Genomic DNA, 17,483 nt, shown 5'->3' on the forward strand with positions numbered 1-17,483 from the left:
ATCTATCACGCAAAGGGGACTTGTCAAAATGATGAAGATAGAAAAGAAAGTGTACACGGCTACTGTAAATGTTCAAGGCGGCAGGGAAGGAAAAGCGGTATCTGATGATAATAATCTGAATGTAGATTTGGGGTATCCAAAGGAGTTAGGCGGGGATGGAAAAGGAACCAATCCGGAGCAGCTATTCGCTGCAGGCTTTGCTGCTTGCTTCGAGGGAGCCATGGGCACGGTTATGAGGAAAAAGAAAGTTAAAGCTGACGGCATTAATATTGATTCAAAAGTTACGCTTGGAAAGGATGCGGACGATGGCTTTGTTCTTGCCCTTGCCATGGATGTCACCGTAAAGGGCGTTGAAACCAGCGTGGCAGAAGAAATCGTTGCGGAAGCACACAAGGTTTGCCCTTATGCAAGAGCAACTGAGGGGAATATCGAAGTTGTAACAAATGTTGTTGGGTAATCATTCTAAAGTATTCACATATGGAGTGTCTATCTTGAAAAAAGATAGGCATTTTTATTTTGATTTAAAACCATTTCATTAAAAAAAAACAGGTACACTTAGTAAAATGAATTTTTAGGGGGCCTCTTCTTACTGCTGCTTCAGGTGTTTGAGTTTTATGGCTATCATAATATGACTATTTCTTTGAAAAAAAATAGGAAATAATAGAAAATGAATAGGTCATGATTTACTTGAAGTATGATCATTTTTTAGGAGTGGAAAGATGAAAGATATATCAATTTTAATTGCGGATGATGAGGAGGACATTGCGGATCTGGTTGCCATTCATTTAGAAAAAGAAGGGTATCGTGTGATTAAGGTTTCAGATGGCGTGGAAGCGGTCCGGGTTGTTGAGACGCAGCCGGTTGATTTGCTGATTTTGGATATCATGATGCCGAAGATGGATGGGTATGAGGTAACGCGCCGCATTCGTGAGAAGCATAATATGCCCATCATCTTTTTAAGTGCCAAAACATCTGATTTCGATAAAGTACAGGGGCTGGTCATTGGAGCAGATGATTATATGACGAAACCATTCACCCCGATCGAATTGGTTGCCCGTGTAAATGCGCAGCTTCGGCGTTTTAAACAGCTGAATCAGCCGAAAGCAGACCCTAAAAACTATCTGGAATATGGCGGGTTAGTGATTACACCTGATCAGCGCTCAGTAACCCTCTATGGCGAATCCATCGACCTTACACCGAAAGAGTTTGACATTTTATATTTACTGGCCAGTCATCCAAAGAAGGTGTACAGTGTGGAAAATATTTTTCAGCAGGTGTGGGGAGAAGCTTATTTTGAAAGCGGCAATACTGTGATGGTACATATTCGTACGCTAAGGAAAAAGCTTGAAGGAGACAGACAGAACCACAAATGGATCAAAACCGTGTGGGGAGTCGGGTATTCGTTCAATGGGTAAACTGGTGCGAAGCTTTCGGTCAAAGATGATTCTGCTATTTAGTTTAAGTATGGCTTTTTCCGGACTTATCACGTTTATTGTCTTTAAAGCATTGCAATTATACTATCACGAGAATGTCCAGTATGGGGACAGGCTGCAATACTATCGTCTATTGATAGCACAAATTGGCGACATTAACGTCTTTTTACTATTGTTTATCCCGCTTTCGTTTCTATTTTTTTACCTGCTGACAAAGCGGTATTCCATCTATTTTAACGAAATCTCAACCGGAATTCATCATCTCTCCAGGGGGGACTTTTCGCATCATGTTCACATAGAGTCCAATGATGAATTTCGGGATATTGCCAATGACATTAACCTGGCAAGTGAAAAACTGAGACAAGCGGTTGAAAGAGGAGATTTTTCCGAAAGCAGCAAGGATCAATTGGTCGTAAATCTGGCGCATGATCTTAGGACTCCGCTTACTTCTGTGCTGGGTTATTTAGATTTAATCCTAAAGGACAATACCTTGACTGAAGAACAAGTCCGGCACTTTATGACCATTGCCTATACGAAATCACAGCGTCTGGAAAAACTGATTGATGAATTATTCGAAATGACGAGAATGAATTATGGCATGCTCCCAGTTGAAAAAAAGAGTTTTAATTTAACGGACCTGCTTAATCAATTGAAGGAAGAATTGTATCCTGCCTTCAAAAAGAATCATTTGACTGCCCGTATTGATTGCATCCCTCATCTGCCCATTTTGGCTGATGGAGAACTGATCGCGCGTGTATTTGAAAATCTTCTAACCAATGCGATTCGCTATGGGTATGAAGGCCAGTATGTCGATATTAACGGAACCATTGATGGGGATGAAGTGGCCGTTCAAGTGGTGAATTACGGGGACAGCATTCCTCCGGATGAGCTTCCACATCTATTTGATATGTTTTATACCGGTGATAAAGCACGTACCCATCAGGAAGACAGCACTGGTCTGGGATTGTTCATAGCGAAGAATATAGTAGAGCAGCATAATGGTACTATTACCGCAGAAAGTAACGTCATTCGGACTATTTTTGAAGTCCGTCTGCCACTAGAAAGTGAACCAAGTAATGAAGATTAGTTAGGACTTAAGAAAAATTTAAACTTTACCCTACTCTTTATTTAAATAGTTTTTCCTATTCTTAAATCAAGGAAGAATAGGGAGGAAGCTGTAAAATGAAGATGTGGGGTTTTTTACTAGTCGTATTCATAGGGTTGACATTCGTAAACCTGGACTCATTTTTTGAACCAGACGTTAAGATCCAAAAGAAAATAGGAGATAGCAGCTCTACTAATGATTATAAAAAAGAAATAGAGGAAGAACAAATCTATCAAGGAAATCTGCTTTTAGTGAATGATCAATATCCGGTTCACCCGCAAAGTGTGAAATCAGACATCATCAATCTGTCTGAGGCCTATGAAGGGACAAGGGACTATACTGTGCTAAACAGAGACACTCTTTTGTCAGAGGCTGTGGAACGGGAATTTTCTAAGATGATCGCTGCCGCTAAAAAAGAAGGGGTCCGCAATTTCTCCATCACCAGCGGCTTTCGTGGGTTTGACGAGCAAAGTATGCTGTATCAGGAGATGGGTTCTGATTATGCGCTGCCAGCCGGATATAGCGAGCATAATGTAGGGTTATCGCTTGATGTAGGTTCCACGCAAATAAAAATGGCGCATGCACCTGAAGGCAAGTGGATTGAAGAAAATGCATGGAAATACGGGTTCATCCTGCGCTATCCAAAGGACAAGACAGACATAACAGGAATACAATATGAACCTTGGCATATCCGCTATGTCGGCCTGCCTCATAGTGCAATTATGAAGGAAAAGAATCACGTTTTAGAAGAATACTTAGAGTATTTAAAAGAAGAAAAGCAAATCTCTGCTGAAATTGATGGAGAAACATACACGATTACTTATTACCCTTTATCCAAGACAGGCACGATTAATGTACCGGAGGATCGCCAATATGAGATTTCAGGCAACAATATGGATGGCGTGATTGTGACTGTAACGGGATGAATTCAGGGTATCCGGCAGCATTAGCTATTATTCCAACAAGCAATGTTGCTGCAGCTTTTTATGCGTTAAATTTGAGCTATTAATTTAAAAGGAGATCCGTGCATCTTGCGGATCTCCTTTTCTATCTAAGTAAATATCCTTCTGATTTCTAAAAGTGTCACAATAGGTTAAGAGAGAATATCCATGAGAATTAAAAAAGGGTGGATCATTAGTAACTCGCCCACCCATGCACCAAGATTCACCTTTTGTCGCCCTCTGGCTGAAATTCACCAGGACTAAGGAGAGGTTTAAGGTTCTCCCAGTTACAATCCATTATATGCCGGTTATTGCTTGTTTATGTCCCACTGGCTGTCCGGCAGTTCCGGATTCCAATGTCTATATTACTTCTATTTCTCCGACGCTAATTCCAAGCCTTTTTGATAATATTGTGCCATCATTTCTTCAGGAACCATGCTGCCACCAGTCGCCCAAACAATATGTGTACCCTTATTCATTGCTTCCGTCAAACCATTCATCTTTAAATAATCTCTGCCTTCGTTAAATAATTTACTTGGTCCAATCAGTCCGGCTAGTGCAGAAGGTTCTAACTGGATACCCTCTGTATCAGCTAGTTCCTTTAATAACTTATAAAGCAGCTCATCACTAACAGTATAATTTCCACCTAAAAACGGCTCAATAGTTTTACCAACAAACCCTGATGGTCTTCCTACAGCAAGCCCATCAGCGTCTGTAAGATTATCAATGCCAATATCTTGGACAGAAACTTTATCATGAAGACCAGTCATTAAGCCGAGCAGCATGCATGGTGAGTGGGTAGGTTCTGCAAAAAAACAGTGAACATCGTCCTGGAACAATAATTTTAAACCGAAAGCTACGCCTCCTGGACCGCCGCCTACTCCACATGGAAGGTAAACAAACAAAGGATGATTTTTATCAATTATTACCCCTAACTCTTCTAATTGCTTCTTTAATCGAGATGCAGCCACTGCATAACCTAAAAATAGGTCGTGAGAATTTTCATCATCTACAAAATAACATGCTGGGTCACTATATGCTTGGGATCGGCCTTCTTCTACCGCTTTACTATAGTCAGCTTCATATTCAATAACTTTGACCTTTTTGCTTCTCAGCAAATCTTTTTTCCACTGTTTTGCATCAGCCGACATATGTACAGAAACATTAAAACCTAACTTTGCACTTATGATGCCAATACTAAGTCCTAAGTTTCCAGTCGAGCCTACTGCGATTGAGTATTGTGAGAAAAATGTCCGAAATTTTTCACTATCTAAAATCGAATAATCATCTTCAAGGGTTAACAATTGATGTTGAATAGCTAATTTTTCTGCATGCTTGAGAATTTCATAAATCCCGCCTCTTGCTTTAATAGATCCGGATATAGGAAGGTGACTATCGCATTTTAATAATAATTCTCCCGGAATAGGCTGCTGATAATTCTGTTCTAAGGATTTTTTCATTGAAGGTATTCTCACTAGAGGAGATTCTATAATACCATGGGATTCTTTTGTTTCAGGAAAAGCTTTAGAGATAAAGGGTGCAAAACGATTCAGCCTTTCCTCTGCATCCTTTACATCTTCTAGAGTAAGGGGAGATTTTTTAATTCCAGATTGAAATTTCTCTAGATTAGGATTGATCCAAAAAACCTCTTCTGTCGATATTAGTTTGTTTAGTAAAGGATATTTGTCTTTCCATCCTTGTAAATCTTTCATTTGTTTAATCCTCCTAAATAATGTGCAATAATGCAATTCTGAATTTTTCCATTCTTTCATCTTACTTTTAATTTAAATTTTTTATTGAGGAGGGCCAGCCAATGAGCTCTGGCATTTAAGTGTATACCCTTGCCATCCATAATGGTTGTTCAGTTATGTATTCGATGGGAATCTAGTTTAACCTTCAATTCTCAAGATTTTCAACTAAGATAGGTAAGTAAATGGAAGAGAAGATCATTGAATAATCGAAAAAACGCAGAGTTTAGCTGTAACCTCTGCGTTTTTCTGTGTGATTTTGTTGTCTAAAAGTGTGTGATATAGACTGATATTGCCTTTTAATTTAGTACTACATGCTGCTCTTTGAAAAATATTTTCGGGTTTCTTCACGCGTTTGATTTGGCAAGACACGATCCAGTTCTTCATTTAACCAGGAAAGTGTTTTGCTCCGCAGGAAATCACGCATTTTTTCTTCTGCTGAGAGCATAACTAAATTGATGGTACAGGATGTACCTGGGGAGCAGATATTTTCTCTATACAAATAACCATTATCTTTAATGTTTTTACATTGAAAAATAGGCTTTGGACCTTCAACTGCTTCAATTACATCCCAAAAAGATATCTCTTCTGGAGATTTAGCGAGTTTATAGCCACCCTTAACTCCAGGAACTGAACTAACAATCCCTTTCTTAGATAATTTACTGAATATCTTTGATAGGTAGGTTTCGGAAATCCCCTGAAAGGTGGAAAGTTCCTTTATTCCGATGGAAGAATCCTCTGTATTATCAATTAGATATACAAGACAATGAAGTGCGTATTCAACCCCAATACTATATTGCATGACTCACACCTCTTCATAAATGAGATTAATTTATCTTAAGAATTTTCTACACCATTGTCAAACATATTCAATTGGCACTAATTAACAAGAAAAGTGGTTTGACATAATAAAGTATACAATTTATTATAGAGTATATCAATCGCCGATTGATGTTATCCATGATTTGAATTTCAAAATGCGGTTCAATTATATATTGAATCAGCTTAAGGAGGAATTGAGATTGGAACAACGAATTGATTATTACAATTTAGCACCAGAGGCAATGAAAATAATGATGGAAATGGAGAAGTATACGAAAACAACAGGATTAGACCGTAAACTTCGTGAGCTTATTAAAATTCGGGCTTCTCAAATAAATGGCTGTGCCTATTGCATTAACATGCATACAGCTGATGCGAGAAAAATGGGAGAAACAGAACAGCGTTTATATTGCATTAGTGCATGGAAAGAGTGCACGTTTTACACTGAAGCAGAAAAGGCAGCTCTTGAATTAACAGAGCACATAACTCTAATCCCGACAAAACGTGTGCCAGATGAGCTTTATCAGCGGGTACGTGAACATTATGATGAGAAGCAATATATTGACCTTGTTCTAACCATTAATCAAATCAACAGCTGGAATAGAATTTCTATTGCGATGGGGAATGTAGCAACTGAAAAATAATAATTTCAACAGATAGTGCCATAATTTATAAACGAGGATGCTCTTTTTAAAATTACCTTACCTTCTAATAAGTAAAAAATCCGCCTTCGGACAAAGAGAAAGTCCAAAACTAACTTGGCAGAAATAGTCGTTGATGCTCATAAAGTTTTCCCTTAATGCGAAAGCTACTCGTGGTAATATCGCAGCAAAAATTACTAATCCATTATAAAAGGGGAGTTCTAAAATGATGAAAATAGAAAAGAAATTGTACACGGCTACTGTAAATGTTCAAGGCGGCAGAGATGGCAAAGCGGTATCTGACGATAATAATCTGAATGTAGACTTGAGATATCCAAAGGAATTAGGAGGGGACGGAGCCGGAACCAATCCGGAGCAGCTGTTTGCTGCAGGGTTTGCCGCATGCTTCCAGGGAGCCATGGGGACTGTCCTTAGGAAAAAGAACATTAAAACAGAAGGGATCAATATTGCTTCACATGTTACACTTGGCAAGGATGCGAATAATGGCTATGTACTGGCCATTACAATGGATATCACTGTAAAGGGCGTAGAAACCAGTGTGGCAGAAGAAGTCGTTGCGGAAGCTCATAAGGTGTGTCCTTATGCCAAAGCAACTCAAGGTAATATCGAAGTTATTTCAAACGTAGTTGGTTAATTAGTCTCCGGAATTACTCAAAGAGTGCCTATCTTTCAACAAGATAGGCACTCTTTTTTTACTTTTCATAAACCTTTGTCTAACCGATTCTTCATAAATTGGCTTTTAATCCATTTTATAGTGAGAAGGAGCGGCAGATAAACATATACAAACCCAATTCCCGCATTAGAAGTAAAATTGGCCAGATAATCAATACTCTTAAATTCCTGAAGGTATACAGAAACAATCATCTGTGCAAACAGTAAGACTAGCAAAGTCGCTTTAGGAGGAATTGAGAAAGTCCTTTTTACGATTCTTGTACATGCCCACAAAGAAATACATATAGGGGATATGATCACTAACAGCCAAATAAAGATGAATACATATTCAAATCTTTCCAGGAAAGAGAATTTAACGATCTTAACCATCATTAGAGTGGGCCAAGGTAAATGCTGTAATACCTCTTGATTAAAGTATAAGAATGATATTATTGTTATAATTAGGTACACAATGAGAGTATATATATTGCCAAGATACGCCCATTTTGAAATATCTCTGTTATTTGAACTCCTAAGGAAGGGATAGTACATCAGGATCCACTCGAAACCAAGAAAAAGCAGGGCATACCCTTTAGAAGATAAAAATAGCTCACTGAGGGAATGACTGAAGGCGGGGAGCAGGTAAATATAATTCGCATGCATCAATGGGAAGTAGATTAAAAAGAACAAGAAAAAAGGCAATATAACTCCCCAGAAACTAAAGCCGGTTAAACTGCGGAAGCCGCTTGAGATAATATAATAAAATGTGAGTCCGAAAACGAAGCATAGCTGCCATGTTTTTATGGAAGGATACACCCATATTTGGATGACCTCAATATAGGCACGGAGGACCGTCAAAGAAGCCAGCCAGAAATAAACCAATGCAAGGACAGACATTATGCCGCCAACCGCTTTTCCAAAGCAATACTGATGAATAGCTACTAAATCATTAGTTCCCCCGCCTAATAGCTTAAAAATAATATAGAGTATGATTTGGGTGGTAACCCAGGTTATAATTAAAGAAATCCAGGCGTCCTGCTCAGCATGTTTAATAACCTGGCTTTGAAAATTTAGGATACCAATTCCAGTTTGTGAAGAATGAATGAGAAAAAATGTGAAAAAAGCCGAAACTTGAAATTGTTTTTCTACTTTTACGGTCACTAATTTCCCACCCCAGTTTGCCTGACTGTAATTTTTGTAATTACTTCATATTTCATATTAGGATATATCCTATCGTAAAAGCTCTGTTCAGAATAATTTCTGTGATGTGCTATATACACTCTTCCTAAACCTAAAGGATCTACACCATTTGTCTGAAAATCCCTAAGTAGTATTTCAGCATCGTTTGAAATTGATTTCTGTACGGCGTTTTTAAATAATTTAAGATCCTTTTCATCTTCTAAATTGATCCATTCAGGCAAAGCATCAAGTTCTACATCTAAATTAAGGCTTATTCTAACTTGTTCCCCGAAGTTTTCCTTGATGAATTTCACCTTGTGTTTTCCATAGTTCGTTCTGACCCCAATATTAGCTTTGTGTCCATGCATTTTCAGGTCAAAACTGTATACTCCCCTTTTGTTTTTATCAGTCATTAATTTTAATAAGAAGGTTTCTTTTTCGGAAATCCTAAATGCTAATTTTTCACCTTTAAAAATCCCCATACCATCGACTTTAATTTTACCTTTAGAATCAACTGTCAGATTTGGAAAGGACATATCAATTCCACTTCCAAAAAACTGGTCATACATTACATGGGAGTTAGACTCAGGAATTCCTTCATTTTCAATACTTTTATCAATCAAATCCATTAAGAATAGCGGACTTTCATTAAGTGTTTTACTTAGTATTAAATCTGGAGTTCCATCTGTAATAACAATTCTTACTATGCCGATTTTTGGATCCTTACAAATGGGGTCTAATATAGAAGCTAAACCATCTCTGCTTAGTTGATCCCCAAATATCATTACTCGTACTTGACCTATTTCAAATGGAAATTGAGACTTATGGCTAAGTTCTTCCTGCAGACTGGATGGATTTTTAGCAGCAGCTGTGATTAAAGCAGGATTGTCACTTTCGGCATAATTTGGATAAACAACACTTGCCTTTAGCATCTCATCTTCTTTGTCATATCCTACATTATGCATCAGAGAGACTTCATTAATAATATTGTGAGGCACACATCCAGTCAGGATTAGAATTAGAGCAACAATTCCCATTTTAATAAATGTGTTATTCGTCATTAATATCTTCCTTCTTTTTGTTACTCTCTTTTGGTGAATATTTAATTTTATCTTTAGGTCTCAAATATTCCGGCCTTTTGTTTAATTTAGTATAAGGCGGCCTTATGATACTATCCATAAGACTATTGCTGCGGAAAGGATGCAAAGGGACCATGTAAGGAGTGTCAAACGATTTTAATTTAAACAAATGACATAGCAGCACGGCAAAACCTATCATAATACCCAGCCCGCCCAGGAATGAAGATAGGATGATAAAGGGAAATCTTAAAATTCGAATGGTATTGGACATAACGATAGTTGGTGTTGTGAATGAAGCTAAAGCTGATAAAGCGACAATAATTAATAAGATATTACTTGTCAGTGCTGCCATAACAGCAGCCTGTCCGATGACAATACCGCCAACAATGCCCAATGTCTGTCCTACTTTAGTAGGCAATCGGGCTCCTGCCTCTCTTAATAATTCAATGGTCAATTCTAAAAAAAGAACCTCCAGCAGCGGCGGAAATGGAACGTTTGCTCTGGACTCTATTAGCGGGCCCAGTAAATCTGCAGGCACCACCTCATAATGAAACGTCATAACCGCAACATAAATGGCGGTAGAGAAGATTGAAAAGATGATTGCAAGTATTCGTGTAAAACGGAAGAAAGACCCGATGATCCAGTTATAATAATAATCTTCGGATGAGAGAAAAAAATCAAATATGGTAGTAGGTCCTGATACTGCGTATGGTGAACCATCACTAAAGATAACGACCTGGCCTGAAGTGAGTGAATATGATATTCGATCCAGCCTCTCTGAAGAAAAGTAAAGCGGAAAAGGCGTATAAGAATTTTCCTTGATTAGCTGGATTAAAGCAGAAGTATCCCAAATAATATCAAAATCTATTTCAGAGAGCCTTTTCTTAACAAATTTTATATGCTGTTCATTTGTAATGCCATCTAAATAAACCATCATTACTCTTGTTTTTGACAGCGTGCCCAGCTCGATCTCTTTAGTTGTTAATAAAGGAGATTTTACCTTTGTGCGAAGTAAAAGAATGTTCGTATCAAGACTCTCAACAAAACCCAGTTTTGGGCCGATAACATTAAATTCATTCTCAGTTTCGTTAGATTCTCTTATGCCTTTAGATAAATTGCTTACATTCACTAATAAATAATCTTCAGTTGTATTCTCAATTTTTATTAAGATATAACCCTGATGTATTTTTTCTTCGATCTCTTTTGCTTCTTTCGTGCTAATAACATCTTCAAGCGGCAGGCTAATTTTAAATTGATTCATATCAAAAGCCTGGTCAGTTTTTTTTTCGCACTCATTAATATATGGAAGAAATATATGCTCCATCGTCTTGTGATCGATTAGTGAAGTGAAGTATAAAATGAAAATCTTGATTCCGGAAAGGTTTTTTTGAATCTCTTTAAAATCAGATGACTTTTTGGCTCTCTTCACTACGTCTGCAGGTCTCATATTACTTTTTTCCATTACCATAAAAAATGTACTCCCCAACATGTATTACTACTTATTATTATTACTATCAAAAATTGTATGCACTTTAACATTTTTATTAAGGCATGGTATTAGTCACCATCTTTAAATGATAGGAAAAAGGAAAAAAACCGTATGCGTATGGAGTAAATGATATTTTTCATATTGCGATGATTTTAACTCTGGCCTTCCATATTGACACTTACCTATTAGTAAGTTACTATCGGAGTATGGAAAATAGAAAAAAACAGATTGTAGACTTAGCACTTAAATTGATACAGCAAAAAGGGTTTGTAGCCTTCAGCTATGATGACATTTCTAAACAGCTTGGCGTGACCAAAGCAAGCATCCACTATCACTTTGAGAAAAAGGAGGATTTAGGGGTCGCAGTTACTGAGCGTATTTTATTGAAACTGCAGGAATCTTTGACGTTAATTAAAAATTCGCCGGCTCCCGCTGAAGAGAAACTGAAGCAGTTCATCGAGCAGCAGGCTCAAAGATTTGAATGTATTGAAATTTGTCCTATTTCTTCACTGCAGACGGATTATGAATCATTGCCAACTGCAGTACAAGAAAAGCTTAAAGAAGTCAGCAGGCTGGAGCTCAGAGTAATGAAGGAATTAGTTGCGGAGGCACAAGCGGCAAATGTCATAAATAGCTCTGATGATGTCAATCAAGTGGCGGCAACATTATTATCAAGTGTAAAAGGCGCATTATTATACAGACGTGTTCTGGGAGATAATGTATTAGCAGAAGTAGTAAATCAGTTAAATCGATTCTTAAGAAAACCGTAGAAACGGTTTTTTTAAGGAAGTTTACTTACCTTTTAGTAAGTAAGTGTTAGGGAGGGTGAATTTCAATTGTGATATAAGAAGCTTTTGCTGGATTTAAATAAGTGCCAGCAGAATTAATAAATTTGGAAAGACTACGATTCAAACTTACCTTCTAGTAAGTAAATTCATAATTGAAAGTGGGGATTTCCTCAGTGAAAAGAGTGCTATTGGTTTCATTATTGATGTCTTGCGGGGCTACCTTTATCACCCCGTTATTCCCTTTATATAGTGAAGCTTACCGGCTGAACAGTCTGCAAATCACAATCTTGTTTGCCATTTATGCGGCTTTCTTGTTGCCGACCCTGTTAATCGCGGGAGAAATAGGCAGCACTTGGGGACTTAAAAGGGTAGTTCGCATCAGTATATGGATCTCCATCGCATCTACATTGATCTTTCTGGCTGGCAATCATTCCTGGATGCTCTATGTCGCCAGGTCATTGGAAGGAATCGCATACGGAGCCTTTACAGGTACAGCTGCTGCTTTTCTAATAAAGCAAACTTCTCCCGGTCAAATAAGTGCAGCTCTTAAATTATCAGGTGTAACGATTCTTATTGGTTTCGGTCTGGGACCAGCTATAGCGGGTTTGCTCGTCCAACATATACATTACATGCCACTCCAGCTGCCCTTTTGGATTCTGCTTGCTCTGCTCATCATCTCATTAATCGTGCTGGAAACAGTTCCTAAAGACACTGTTCCCAAAGGACATATGCCTGGAAAAACTAAGATATCACTTGGTGTGCCAAGCAATATTCGTTCTCCATTTTTCTCAATGGCCGGAGTGCCTATCTTCACAGTTTTCACAATCCAAGGAATCGCGTTTGCTCTTATTCCTAATTTTGCAAAGAATGTCATTCATACGTCGAACCTATCTGTGTCAGGATTAATCATTTTTGCGCTTCTCAGTGGTGCAGCATTGGCTCAGTTCATTCCTTGGCCAAGTCACCCCATTACACGTATGAGATTCGGCATCCTGCTTCTTGCAATAGGGTCATGGGTTATTGTTTCTTCTGGTTTAACATCAAGTTTGCCGCTGCTCTGGTCAGGCATTTTCATCCAGTCTATCGGGGGCGGGTGGGCTTTTCAAATTGCCTTGCGACTCACCGGACAGCTGCCGGAGCCAAAAGAACGTACGCGAGTCATTTCGGTTTTTTATTTGTGTGCCTACTCAGGATTTATCGTTCCCGTAATTGGAGTAGGAGTGCTTACTCAGTTTTTCAGTTTGAACCATTCACTGATCGTGCTGAATCTGTTTGCCGCCATTATTGTTATTTATGTGCTGATCTATTCTGTCAAATTTAACCGCACTTATTCGGTATAATATAAAGAATTTATTACTGACGTTTAAACTTAATCATGAGTGATTGAAACCAAGCTGCCAATACGGCAGCTTTTTTTCTCCCAAATGGGAGTTTAGTTGGAAAAGAGTCCTTACATAATAAATGTGGTGCTGAGTAATAGTAAATGTAAACTTCCGTCAATTAATAGATGGCAACAGGCTGCTGCTCTTTAAAAGGACACATACAAAAGAGATATGGTAAGGGGCTAGAATAGAATGGCAACATCTATAGAAAGGCTATTATGGAGTATTGCACTGCCCGGTTTTGGACAATTTTTAAATGGAAAATTAATAAAGGGAATAGTTATAGTATTTTTAGAGTTCCTTATAAATGTGCAGGCGAATTTCAACGGGGTCATTATTTTAAGTTTTCATGGAGATATTGAAAAGGCAATTGCAGAAACTGATTATTTGTGGCTGATGTTTTACCCTTGTTTGTATTTTTTTGCTATGTGGGATTCCTATAAGGATGCGGGTGGAGGGAAGAACAGTTATTCTTTTCTGCCGTTTGTATCTTCTGCCTACTTTGTTACAGTGGGGTGTATATATTCCTCTACTTTTAAGCTTTTTGGAGTATTATTAGGGCCAATTTGGCTGCCCATTTTGTGTGTAATTCCAGGTGTCAGTGTGGGTCTTATTTTAATGAAGATAATAAGGAAAAAAAATATCGAACCCTTTTAAACAGGGGTGCCATTACTATTGTAAAGGCTTAAATAGTAGGCAATGTCATGAATAATTACCAGTTTCAATTACAAACTAAGAAAAGAAAAAATTTGTGAAGGGGCATTTAAATGAATTTAACCGAATTAGGTTTTCTTTGGTACTTACATTCAAGTTCGAATATGGTCAATATTTTTTTGGGAAATCTGATTGAAACTGCTGAAGATCCTGATTTGAAGGAAGTTTTAAATGAGATTAAAACACTTTCAACATTTCAGGAAAAAGAGGCTTCAAAATTCCTGGCTGATAATGGATTAAATGCTACACCGTTTTTTAGTGAAAATGATTTACATAGCCCCTCAGAAAAGATATTTTCTGATCAATTAATGATAGAAATAATTAAGCATATAACCAGTAATGGAATGGGTGTCCTTTCTTTTCAATATACAGACTTAATCGTCCCAGAAGTTAAGAATTTCTATAAAGAAATACTCAATAGGTTAATGCAAATTGACATTTCTATTTTAAATCTGCTGGAGCAAAAAGGCCTGCTGCAAAACAAGTCTTTTTCATACCAACAGGCTGAAGGCAGAGAAAGCAGGTTATTTAAAGTGGCATCAACCCAGCAGAGGCCGCTTAATGCTGTAGAATTAGCAAGTATGTTTGGTTCAGTTCAATGTAATAATGTTGGCTTAGCATTATGTACTGCTTTTTCGGATGTTGCAAAGGATGGAGATACCAAGAGTTTTTTGGAGGATGGAACCAAATTGGCGTATCATCATGTCGATGTTTTATCCGAAATATATAGAGAAAACGGTGTCCCGACAACCACCGGACTGGAAGCTCACGTTAATAAGGTGAATAAATCACCGTTTTCAGATAAACTAATGGCTAACTTAATTATGTTCTTGAATCCAATCGGAATCGGCAATCTGCAAACTGCTGTGGTTTCCAGTTATAAAAAAAGTCACGTGAAAAGACTAAAGGAATTAATTCAACAGGTAGAAAGCTATTCAGAGCAAGGGTTTAAGTTATTGGTGAGGAAAGACTGGCTTAATGAACCCCCGGTAGCCAATAGGTCAATTGATAGTTAGATGTTCGGAGAGCCTGAAAACTCTGAATGATGTCTAAAACTGCTTATCTAAAAACTAAAAAACGCTCGGCAATCTCCGAGCGTTTTTCACTTTCCCTCTTATACCAGGTGTCAGAATAGGGGTTATTTTGCTGAAGATAATAAGGGACATAAGAGTTCAATTATGATCAGTGTTTTTTGAGATATTTTATAAAACATTTTTGGTCATTTGGCACTATTAGAACATAAGTTCCAATTATGGTATAATATAGAATAGCTACAAGGCAGGGTATGGGAGCGGTGGCTACCCCCGAGGTCAGGAAGGGGGTGCTGTCGTGTACGTAACGAATGATGATCTAAGTGTTATGATTGCTTTCGCTACTCTAGTCGTCACTATTATTGTCGCAGCACAATCAGGCAAAAATAAAAACGACTAGCCCACCCTGATTTGGCCGTCGGGTCGTGGAACTAGTCATTTCATATCGCGACCTCAGCCACCGCAAACTTATACTGCGGAGTAGCTAAGATGGAGACTTGGGTGTGACAGCACCCGAGTCTTTATTTTTATGTTGTGTTCTTATTTAAATAATATACTAATACATTCTATTCATCAAGTGTTCTGATTATTCAAGCAGACTTCTTCCTATGTACATCCTGAAGATTCATTATGCTAAGAAAATCGCTCGACAAGCTGAACGTTTTATAGGGGGGGAGTGTCCACACCTAAATGAACCCAATCCTCTTTCGGCGGGCCATAAACCCCAAAAGGCTTTAACCCTGCCTGGCGGATAAGGATCGTCAATTGCCCCCTATGATGCACAATGTGTTTAATTAAGCCCATTAAAATTTGTGCATTGGTTTCTTCTCTGCCAAATGCGTTCTGTGTCTGGCTCAATGTGTCCTCTGTCCATTGCTGCTGGATAGCCTGAGCCGCTTCCTCACTCAGCCTTTTGAATGTATCCGCAATTTCTTTTGCCGAAGCGGGCACATTTTCTTCATCTTCTTTCTTCGGCACTTCTACTCCGAAGTGAGCTAAATAATCCGGAATACTTGCTGTTAAATGCCACGCAATTCTTCCTAATGTGCGTCCTTCCGGGTAAACCTGCTGTTTTAAGGATTCATCTGTTAAACCTTCTAAAACGTTTTGAGTCAGCTGTGCTTCTTTGTTCCACTCTTTAATAAAGTCTGAGACTGTCACGTACATAAAGTATCCCTCCGTTCATTGAACTAAATTATAAAACATTTGTTCGTGTTTTTCAAGGAGCTCATCTTGTCAGTTTGGAGAAGCAAGACATAGAACTGTTACAAAATCTTCACAATTCATTCGACAATATTCGCGCGAAACTGGCGGCTGATTTCTATATAGTGAAAGGTGTAAAATGGTACGTTTTGAATAGATTGGGGTGTAAAAATGAGAACGTTAAAGATAAAAGACTTAACCCTTGATGCGCTGGAAGAACTGGAGCATGATATGCATGAAAACGGCGAAAAAGGCGATTACGGCTATTACATGCAGCTGGTGATCCTCTATGAAACAATGTTTAAAAAGCTTACCAATCTGGCCAAAAATAATGGCCCTTACTACGATGACGCCCTTAAGCAAACGAAGAGACTGCTTGTATCCACACTTATTAAATATGGTTCCTATTTAAAAATGAATCACTTCAAGGATGATGGGGATGCGGTGGAATCACTCTTAAAAGCGATTAGAGTGGAACAAAAGCTGCCAATTGCGTATTACCGTCTCGGCTGCCTCGCTTATAAGCATGGCAAGTACGGTTCGGCTGTCCGCTATTTCCAGCAGGCCTTAAGCAAGCACCTGATCGGTGACCCAAGCTGCAGCCTCAATCAGCAGCAGGAATTCCATGCCCATATTTATTTGGCCAACAGCGGGCTGCATGTTGCGAACGAAACCTATGAGATGATGGAAAAACTTCCATATCCGGATAAGCTTCCTAAAGCAGAGCTGTCCCCGTTAGCTGAAGCATTAACAGCCAACGAATCCTACCTGCATAACCACGCCTTCTACAAAATCACAAAAAACAATACTGAAACCTGCTCAAAGGAAGAGTGTGAAAACATCTTTGGAAACAGTGAAGCTGATGAGCTGGTTCTGTACTTTAATGACCGGGAAAATATTCTCCTATTAAATGGGCAGGATCCCATCATTACCCCAACAGAGGCGAATATGATCAGACATTTTATGCTGTCTTCCAGCAGGGAGAATCCATGTACAAGAATCACCATGCGGGATTTCTTTGGAAGAACCGGAAGTGATGGGGAGGTTAAAAAGAGCACCTTCACCAAATCCATTGAAAGGCTCAGGGGAAAGCTGCGGAATTTTGATATACCAGAGATCATTGATGCAGCGGAACACAGGGGAGAGCCTGCGTATTATATTAGTGATATCCATCCATATACTGTCCTTTTCAGGGTGGATGATGCGTTTGCGAATGAGTATGTGAACTGATCAGTTTGATTAGTCTCCTTTGCCTG

18 protein-coding genes are annotated in these 17,483 nt (G+C 38.5%); 12 read left to right on the forward strand and 6 right to left on the reverse strand.

The genetic code is table 11. From position 1 onward, the window contains the following. The first annotated feature begins 28 nt into the window (after nucleotides 1-28). The 4 genes from NSQ49_RS22860 to vanY all read left to right on the forward strand — a co-directional run bounded on the left by NSQ49_RS22860 (nucleotide 29) and on the right by vanY (nucleotide 3,464). A complete protein-coding gene (locus NSQ49_RS22860) occupies nucleotides 29-457 on the forward strand; it encodes an organic hydroperoxide resistance protein (protein ID WP_159864756.1) in 429 nt (142 codons plus the stop codon). A 262-nt stretch (nucleotides 458-719) separates the two neighbouring features. Further along, a complete protein-coding gene (gene vanR, locus NSQ49_RS22865; RefSeq protein ID WP_251284352.1) occupies nucleotides 720-1,415 on the forward strand; it encodes a vancomycin resistance response regulator transcription factor, VanR-F/VanR-M family in 696 nt (231 codons plus the stop codon). After that, entirely contained in the window at nucleotides 1,408-2,520 is a 1,113-nt protein-coding gene (locus NSQ49_RS22870) for a sensor histidine kinase (protein WP_251284353.1), read from the forward strand. The genes vanR and NSQ49_RS22870 overlap by 8 nt, the downstream gene beginning before the upstream one ends. 95 nt (nucleotides 2,521-2,615) lie before the next feature. Continuing rightward, entirely contained in the window at nucleotides 2,616-3,464 is an 849-nt protein-coding gene (gene vanY / locus NSQ49_RS22875; protein ID WP_251284354.1) for a VanY-A/VanY-F/VanY-M family D-Ala-D-Ala carboxypeptidase, read from the forward strand. Between the two features lie 386 nt (nucleotides 3,465-3,850). On the opposite strand, the gene NSQ49_RS22880 is transcribed toward vanY, so the two are convergent. Together NSQ49_RS22880 and NSQ49_RS22885 are read right to left on the reverse strand one after the other, a co-directional pair. Beyond that, nucleotides 3,851-5,191, reverse strand: coding sequence for a D-serine ammonia-lyase (locus NSQ49_RS22880; RefSeq protein WP_251284355.1), 1,341 nt, complete (start codon nucleotides 5,189-5,191; stop codon nucleotides 3,851-3,853). Between the two features lie 346 nt (nucleotides 5,192-5,537). Beyond that, on the reverse strand, nucleotides 5,538-6,029 hold the full coding sequence (locus NSQ49_RS22885) for an RrF2 family transcriptional regulator (protein WP_251284356.1): 492 nt from the start codon (nucleotides 6,027-6,029) through the stop codon (nucleotides 5,538-5,540). 220 nt (nucleotides 6,030-6,249) lie between these two features. Between NSQ49_RS22885 and NSQ49_RS22890 the strand changes: the two genes are divergently transcribed. Together NSQ49_RS22890 and NSQ49_RS22895 are read left to right on the forward strand one after the other, a co-directional pair. Beyond that, entirely contained in the window at nucleotides 6,250-6,693 is a 444-nt protein-coding gene (locus NSQ49_RS22890; protein WP_159864738.1) for a carboxymuconolactone decarboxylase family protein, read from the forward strand. Between the two features lie 223 nt (nucleotides 6,694-6,916). After that, nucleotides 6,917-7,345: an organic hydroperoxide resistance protein gene (locus tag NSQ49_RS22895; RefSeq protein WP_285870509.1), complete on the forward strand. Its 429-nt coding sequence runs from the start codon at nucleotides 6,917-6,919 to the stop codon at nucleotides 7,343-7,345. A gap of 65 nt (nucleotides 7,346-7,410) precedes the next feature. Here NSQ49_RS22895 and NSQ49_RS22900 read toward each other — a convergent pair whose 3' ends face one another. From NSQ49_RS22900 to NSQ49_RS22910, 3 genes are read right to left on the reverse strand one after another with little or no spacing between them, the layout of a single operon-like run. Continuing rightward, the gene (locus tag NSQ49_RS22900) at nucleotides 7,411-8,523 is read right to left on the reverse strand and encodes a GerAB/ArcD/ProY family transporter (RefSeq protein WP_251284357.1); all 1,113 of its coding nucleotides are present in this window, start codon (nucleotides 8,521-8,523) and stop codon (nucleotides 7,411-7,413) included. Further along, nucleotides 8,523-9,602, reverse strand: coding sequence for a Ger(x)C family spore germination protein (locus NSQ49_RS22905; protein WP_251284358.1), 1,080 nt, complete (start codon nucleotides 9,600-9,602; stop codon nucleotides 8,523-8,525). Before NSQ49_RS22905 ends, NSQ49_RS22900 begins: the two co-directional genes overlap by 1 nt. Further along, the gene (locus tag NSQ49_RS22910) at nucleotides 9,592-11,088 is read right to left on the reverse strand and encodes a spore germination protein (RefSeq protein ID WP_251284359.1); all 1,497 of its coding nucleotides are present in this window, start codon (nucleotides 11,086-11,088) and stop codon (nucleotides 9,592-9,594) included. Before NSQ49_RS22910 ends, NSQ49_RS22905 begins: the two co-directional genes overlap by 11 nt. Nucleotides 11,089-11,315: 227 nt before the next feature. On the opposite strand from NSQ49_RS22910, the gene NSQ49_RS22915 reads away from it, so the two are divergent. From NSQ49_RS22915 to NSQ49_RS22935, 5 genes are all read left to right on the forward strand, one after another. Continuing rightward, nucleotides 11,316-11,879: a TetR/AcrR family transcriptional regulator gene (locus tag NSQ49_RS22915; protein WP_341071391.1), complete on the forward strand. Its 564-nt coding sequence runs from the start codon at nucleotides 11,316-11,318 to the stop codon at nucleotides 11,877-11,879. Nucleotides 11,880-12,070: 191 nt separating this feature from the next. Beyond that, nucleotides 12,071-13,237, forward strand: a complete 1,167-nt coding sequence (locus NSQ49_RS22920) for an MFS transporter (RefSeq protein WP_251284361.1) — start codon at nucleotides 12,071-12,073, stop codon at nucleotides 13,235-13,237. Between the two features lie 234 nt (nucleotides 13,238-13,471). Then, a complete protein-coding gene (locus NSQ49_RS22925; RefSeq protein WP_251284362.1) occupies nucleotides 13,472-13,936 on the forward strand; it encodes a hypothetical protein in 465 nt (154 codons plus the stop codon). Nucleotides 13,937-14,046: 110 nt separating this feature from the next. Next, nucleotides 14,047-15,009, forward strand: coding sequence for a DUF3231 family protein (locus NSQ49_RS22930; RefSeq protein ID WP_251284363.1), 963 nt, complete (start codon nucleotides 14,047-14,049; stop codon nucleotides 15,007-15,009). A gap of 313 nt (nucleotides 15,010-15,322) precedes the next feature. Further along, nucleotides 15,323-15,424 (forward strand): putative holin-like toxin, encoded by a 102-nt coding sequence (locus NSQ49_RS22935; protein WP_222500437.1) that lies wholly within the window; start codon nucleotides 15,323-15,325, stop codon nucleotides 15,422-15,424. Nucleotides 15,425-15,687: 263 nt separating this feature from the next. Here the strand turns inward: NSQ49_RS22935 and NSQ49_RS22940 are convergent, their stop codons facing one another. Then, a complete protein-coding gene (locus NSQ49_RS22940; protein ID WP_251284364.1) occupies nucleotides 15,688-16,191 on the reverse strand; it encodes a DinB family protein in 504 nt (167 codons plus the stop codon). 207 nt (nucleotides 16,192-16,398) lie between these two features. Here NSQ49_RS22940 and NSQ49_RS22945 point away from each other — a divergent pair, with 207 nt between their 5' ends. Continuing rightward, nucleotides 16,399-17,457, forward strand: coding sequence for a tetratricopeptide repeat protein (locus NSQ49_RS22945; RefSeq protein ID WP_251284365.1), 1,059 nt, complete (start codon nucleotides 16,399-16,401; stop codon nucleotides 17,455-17,457). Nucleotides 17,458-17,483 lie beyond the last annotated feature (26 nt).

Origin of the sequence: Cytobacillus sp. FSL R5-0377, from assembly GCF_038004385.1 — a bacterium.
In the GTDB taxonomy this organism is placed as follows: Bacteria; Bacillota; Bacilli; order Bacillales; family Cytobacillaceae; genus Cytobacillus.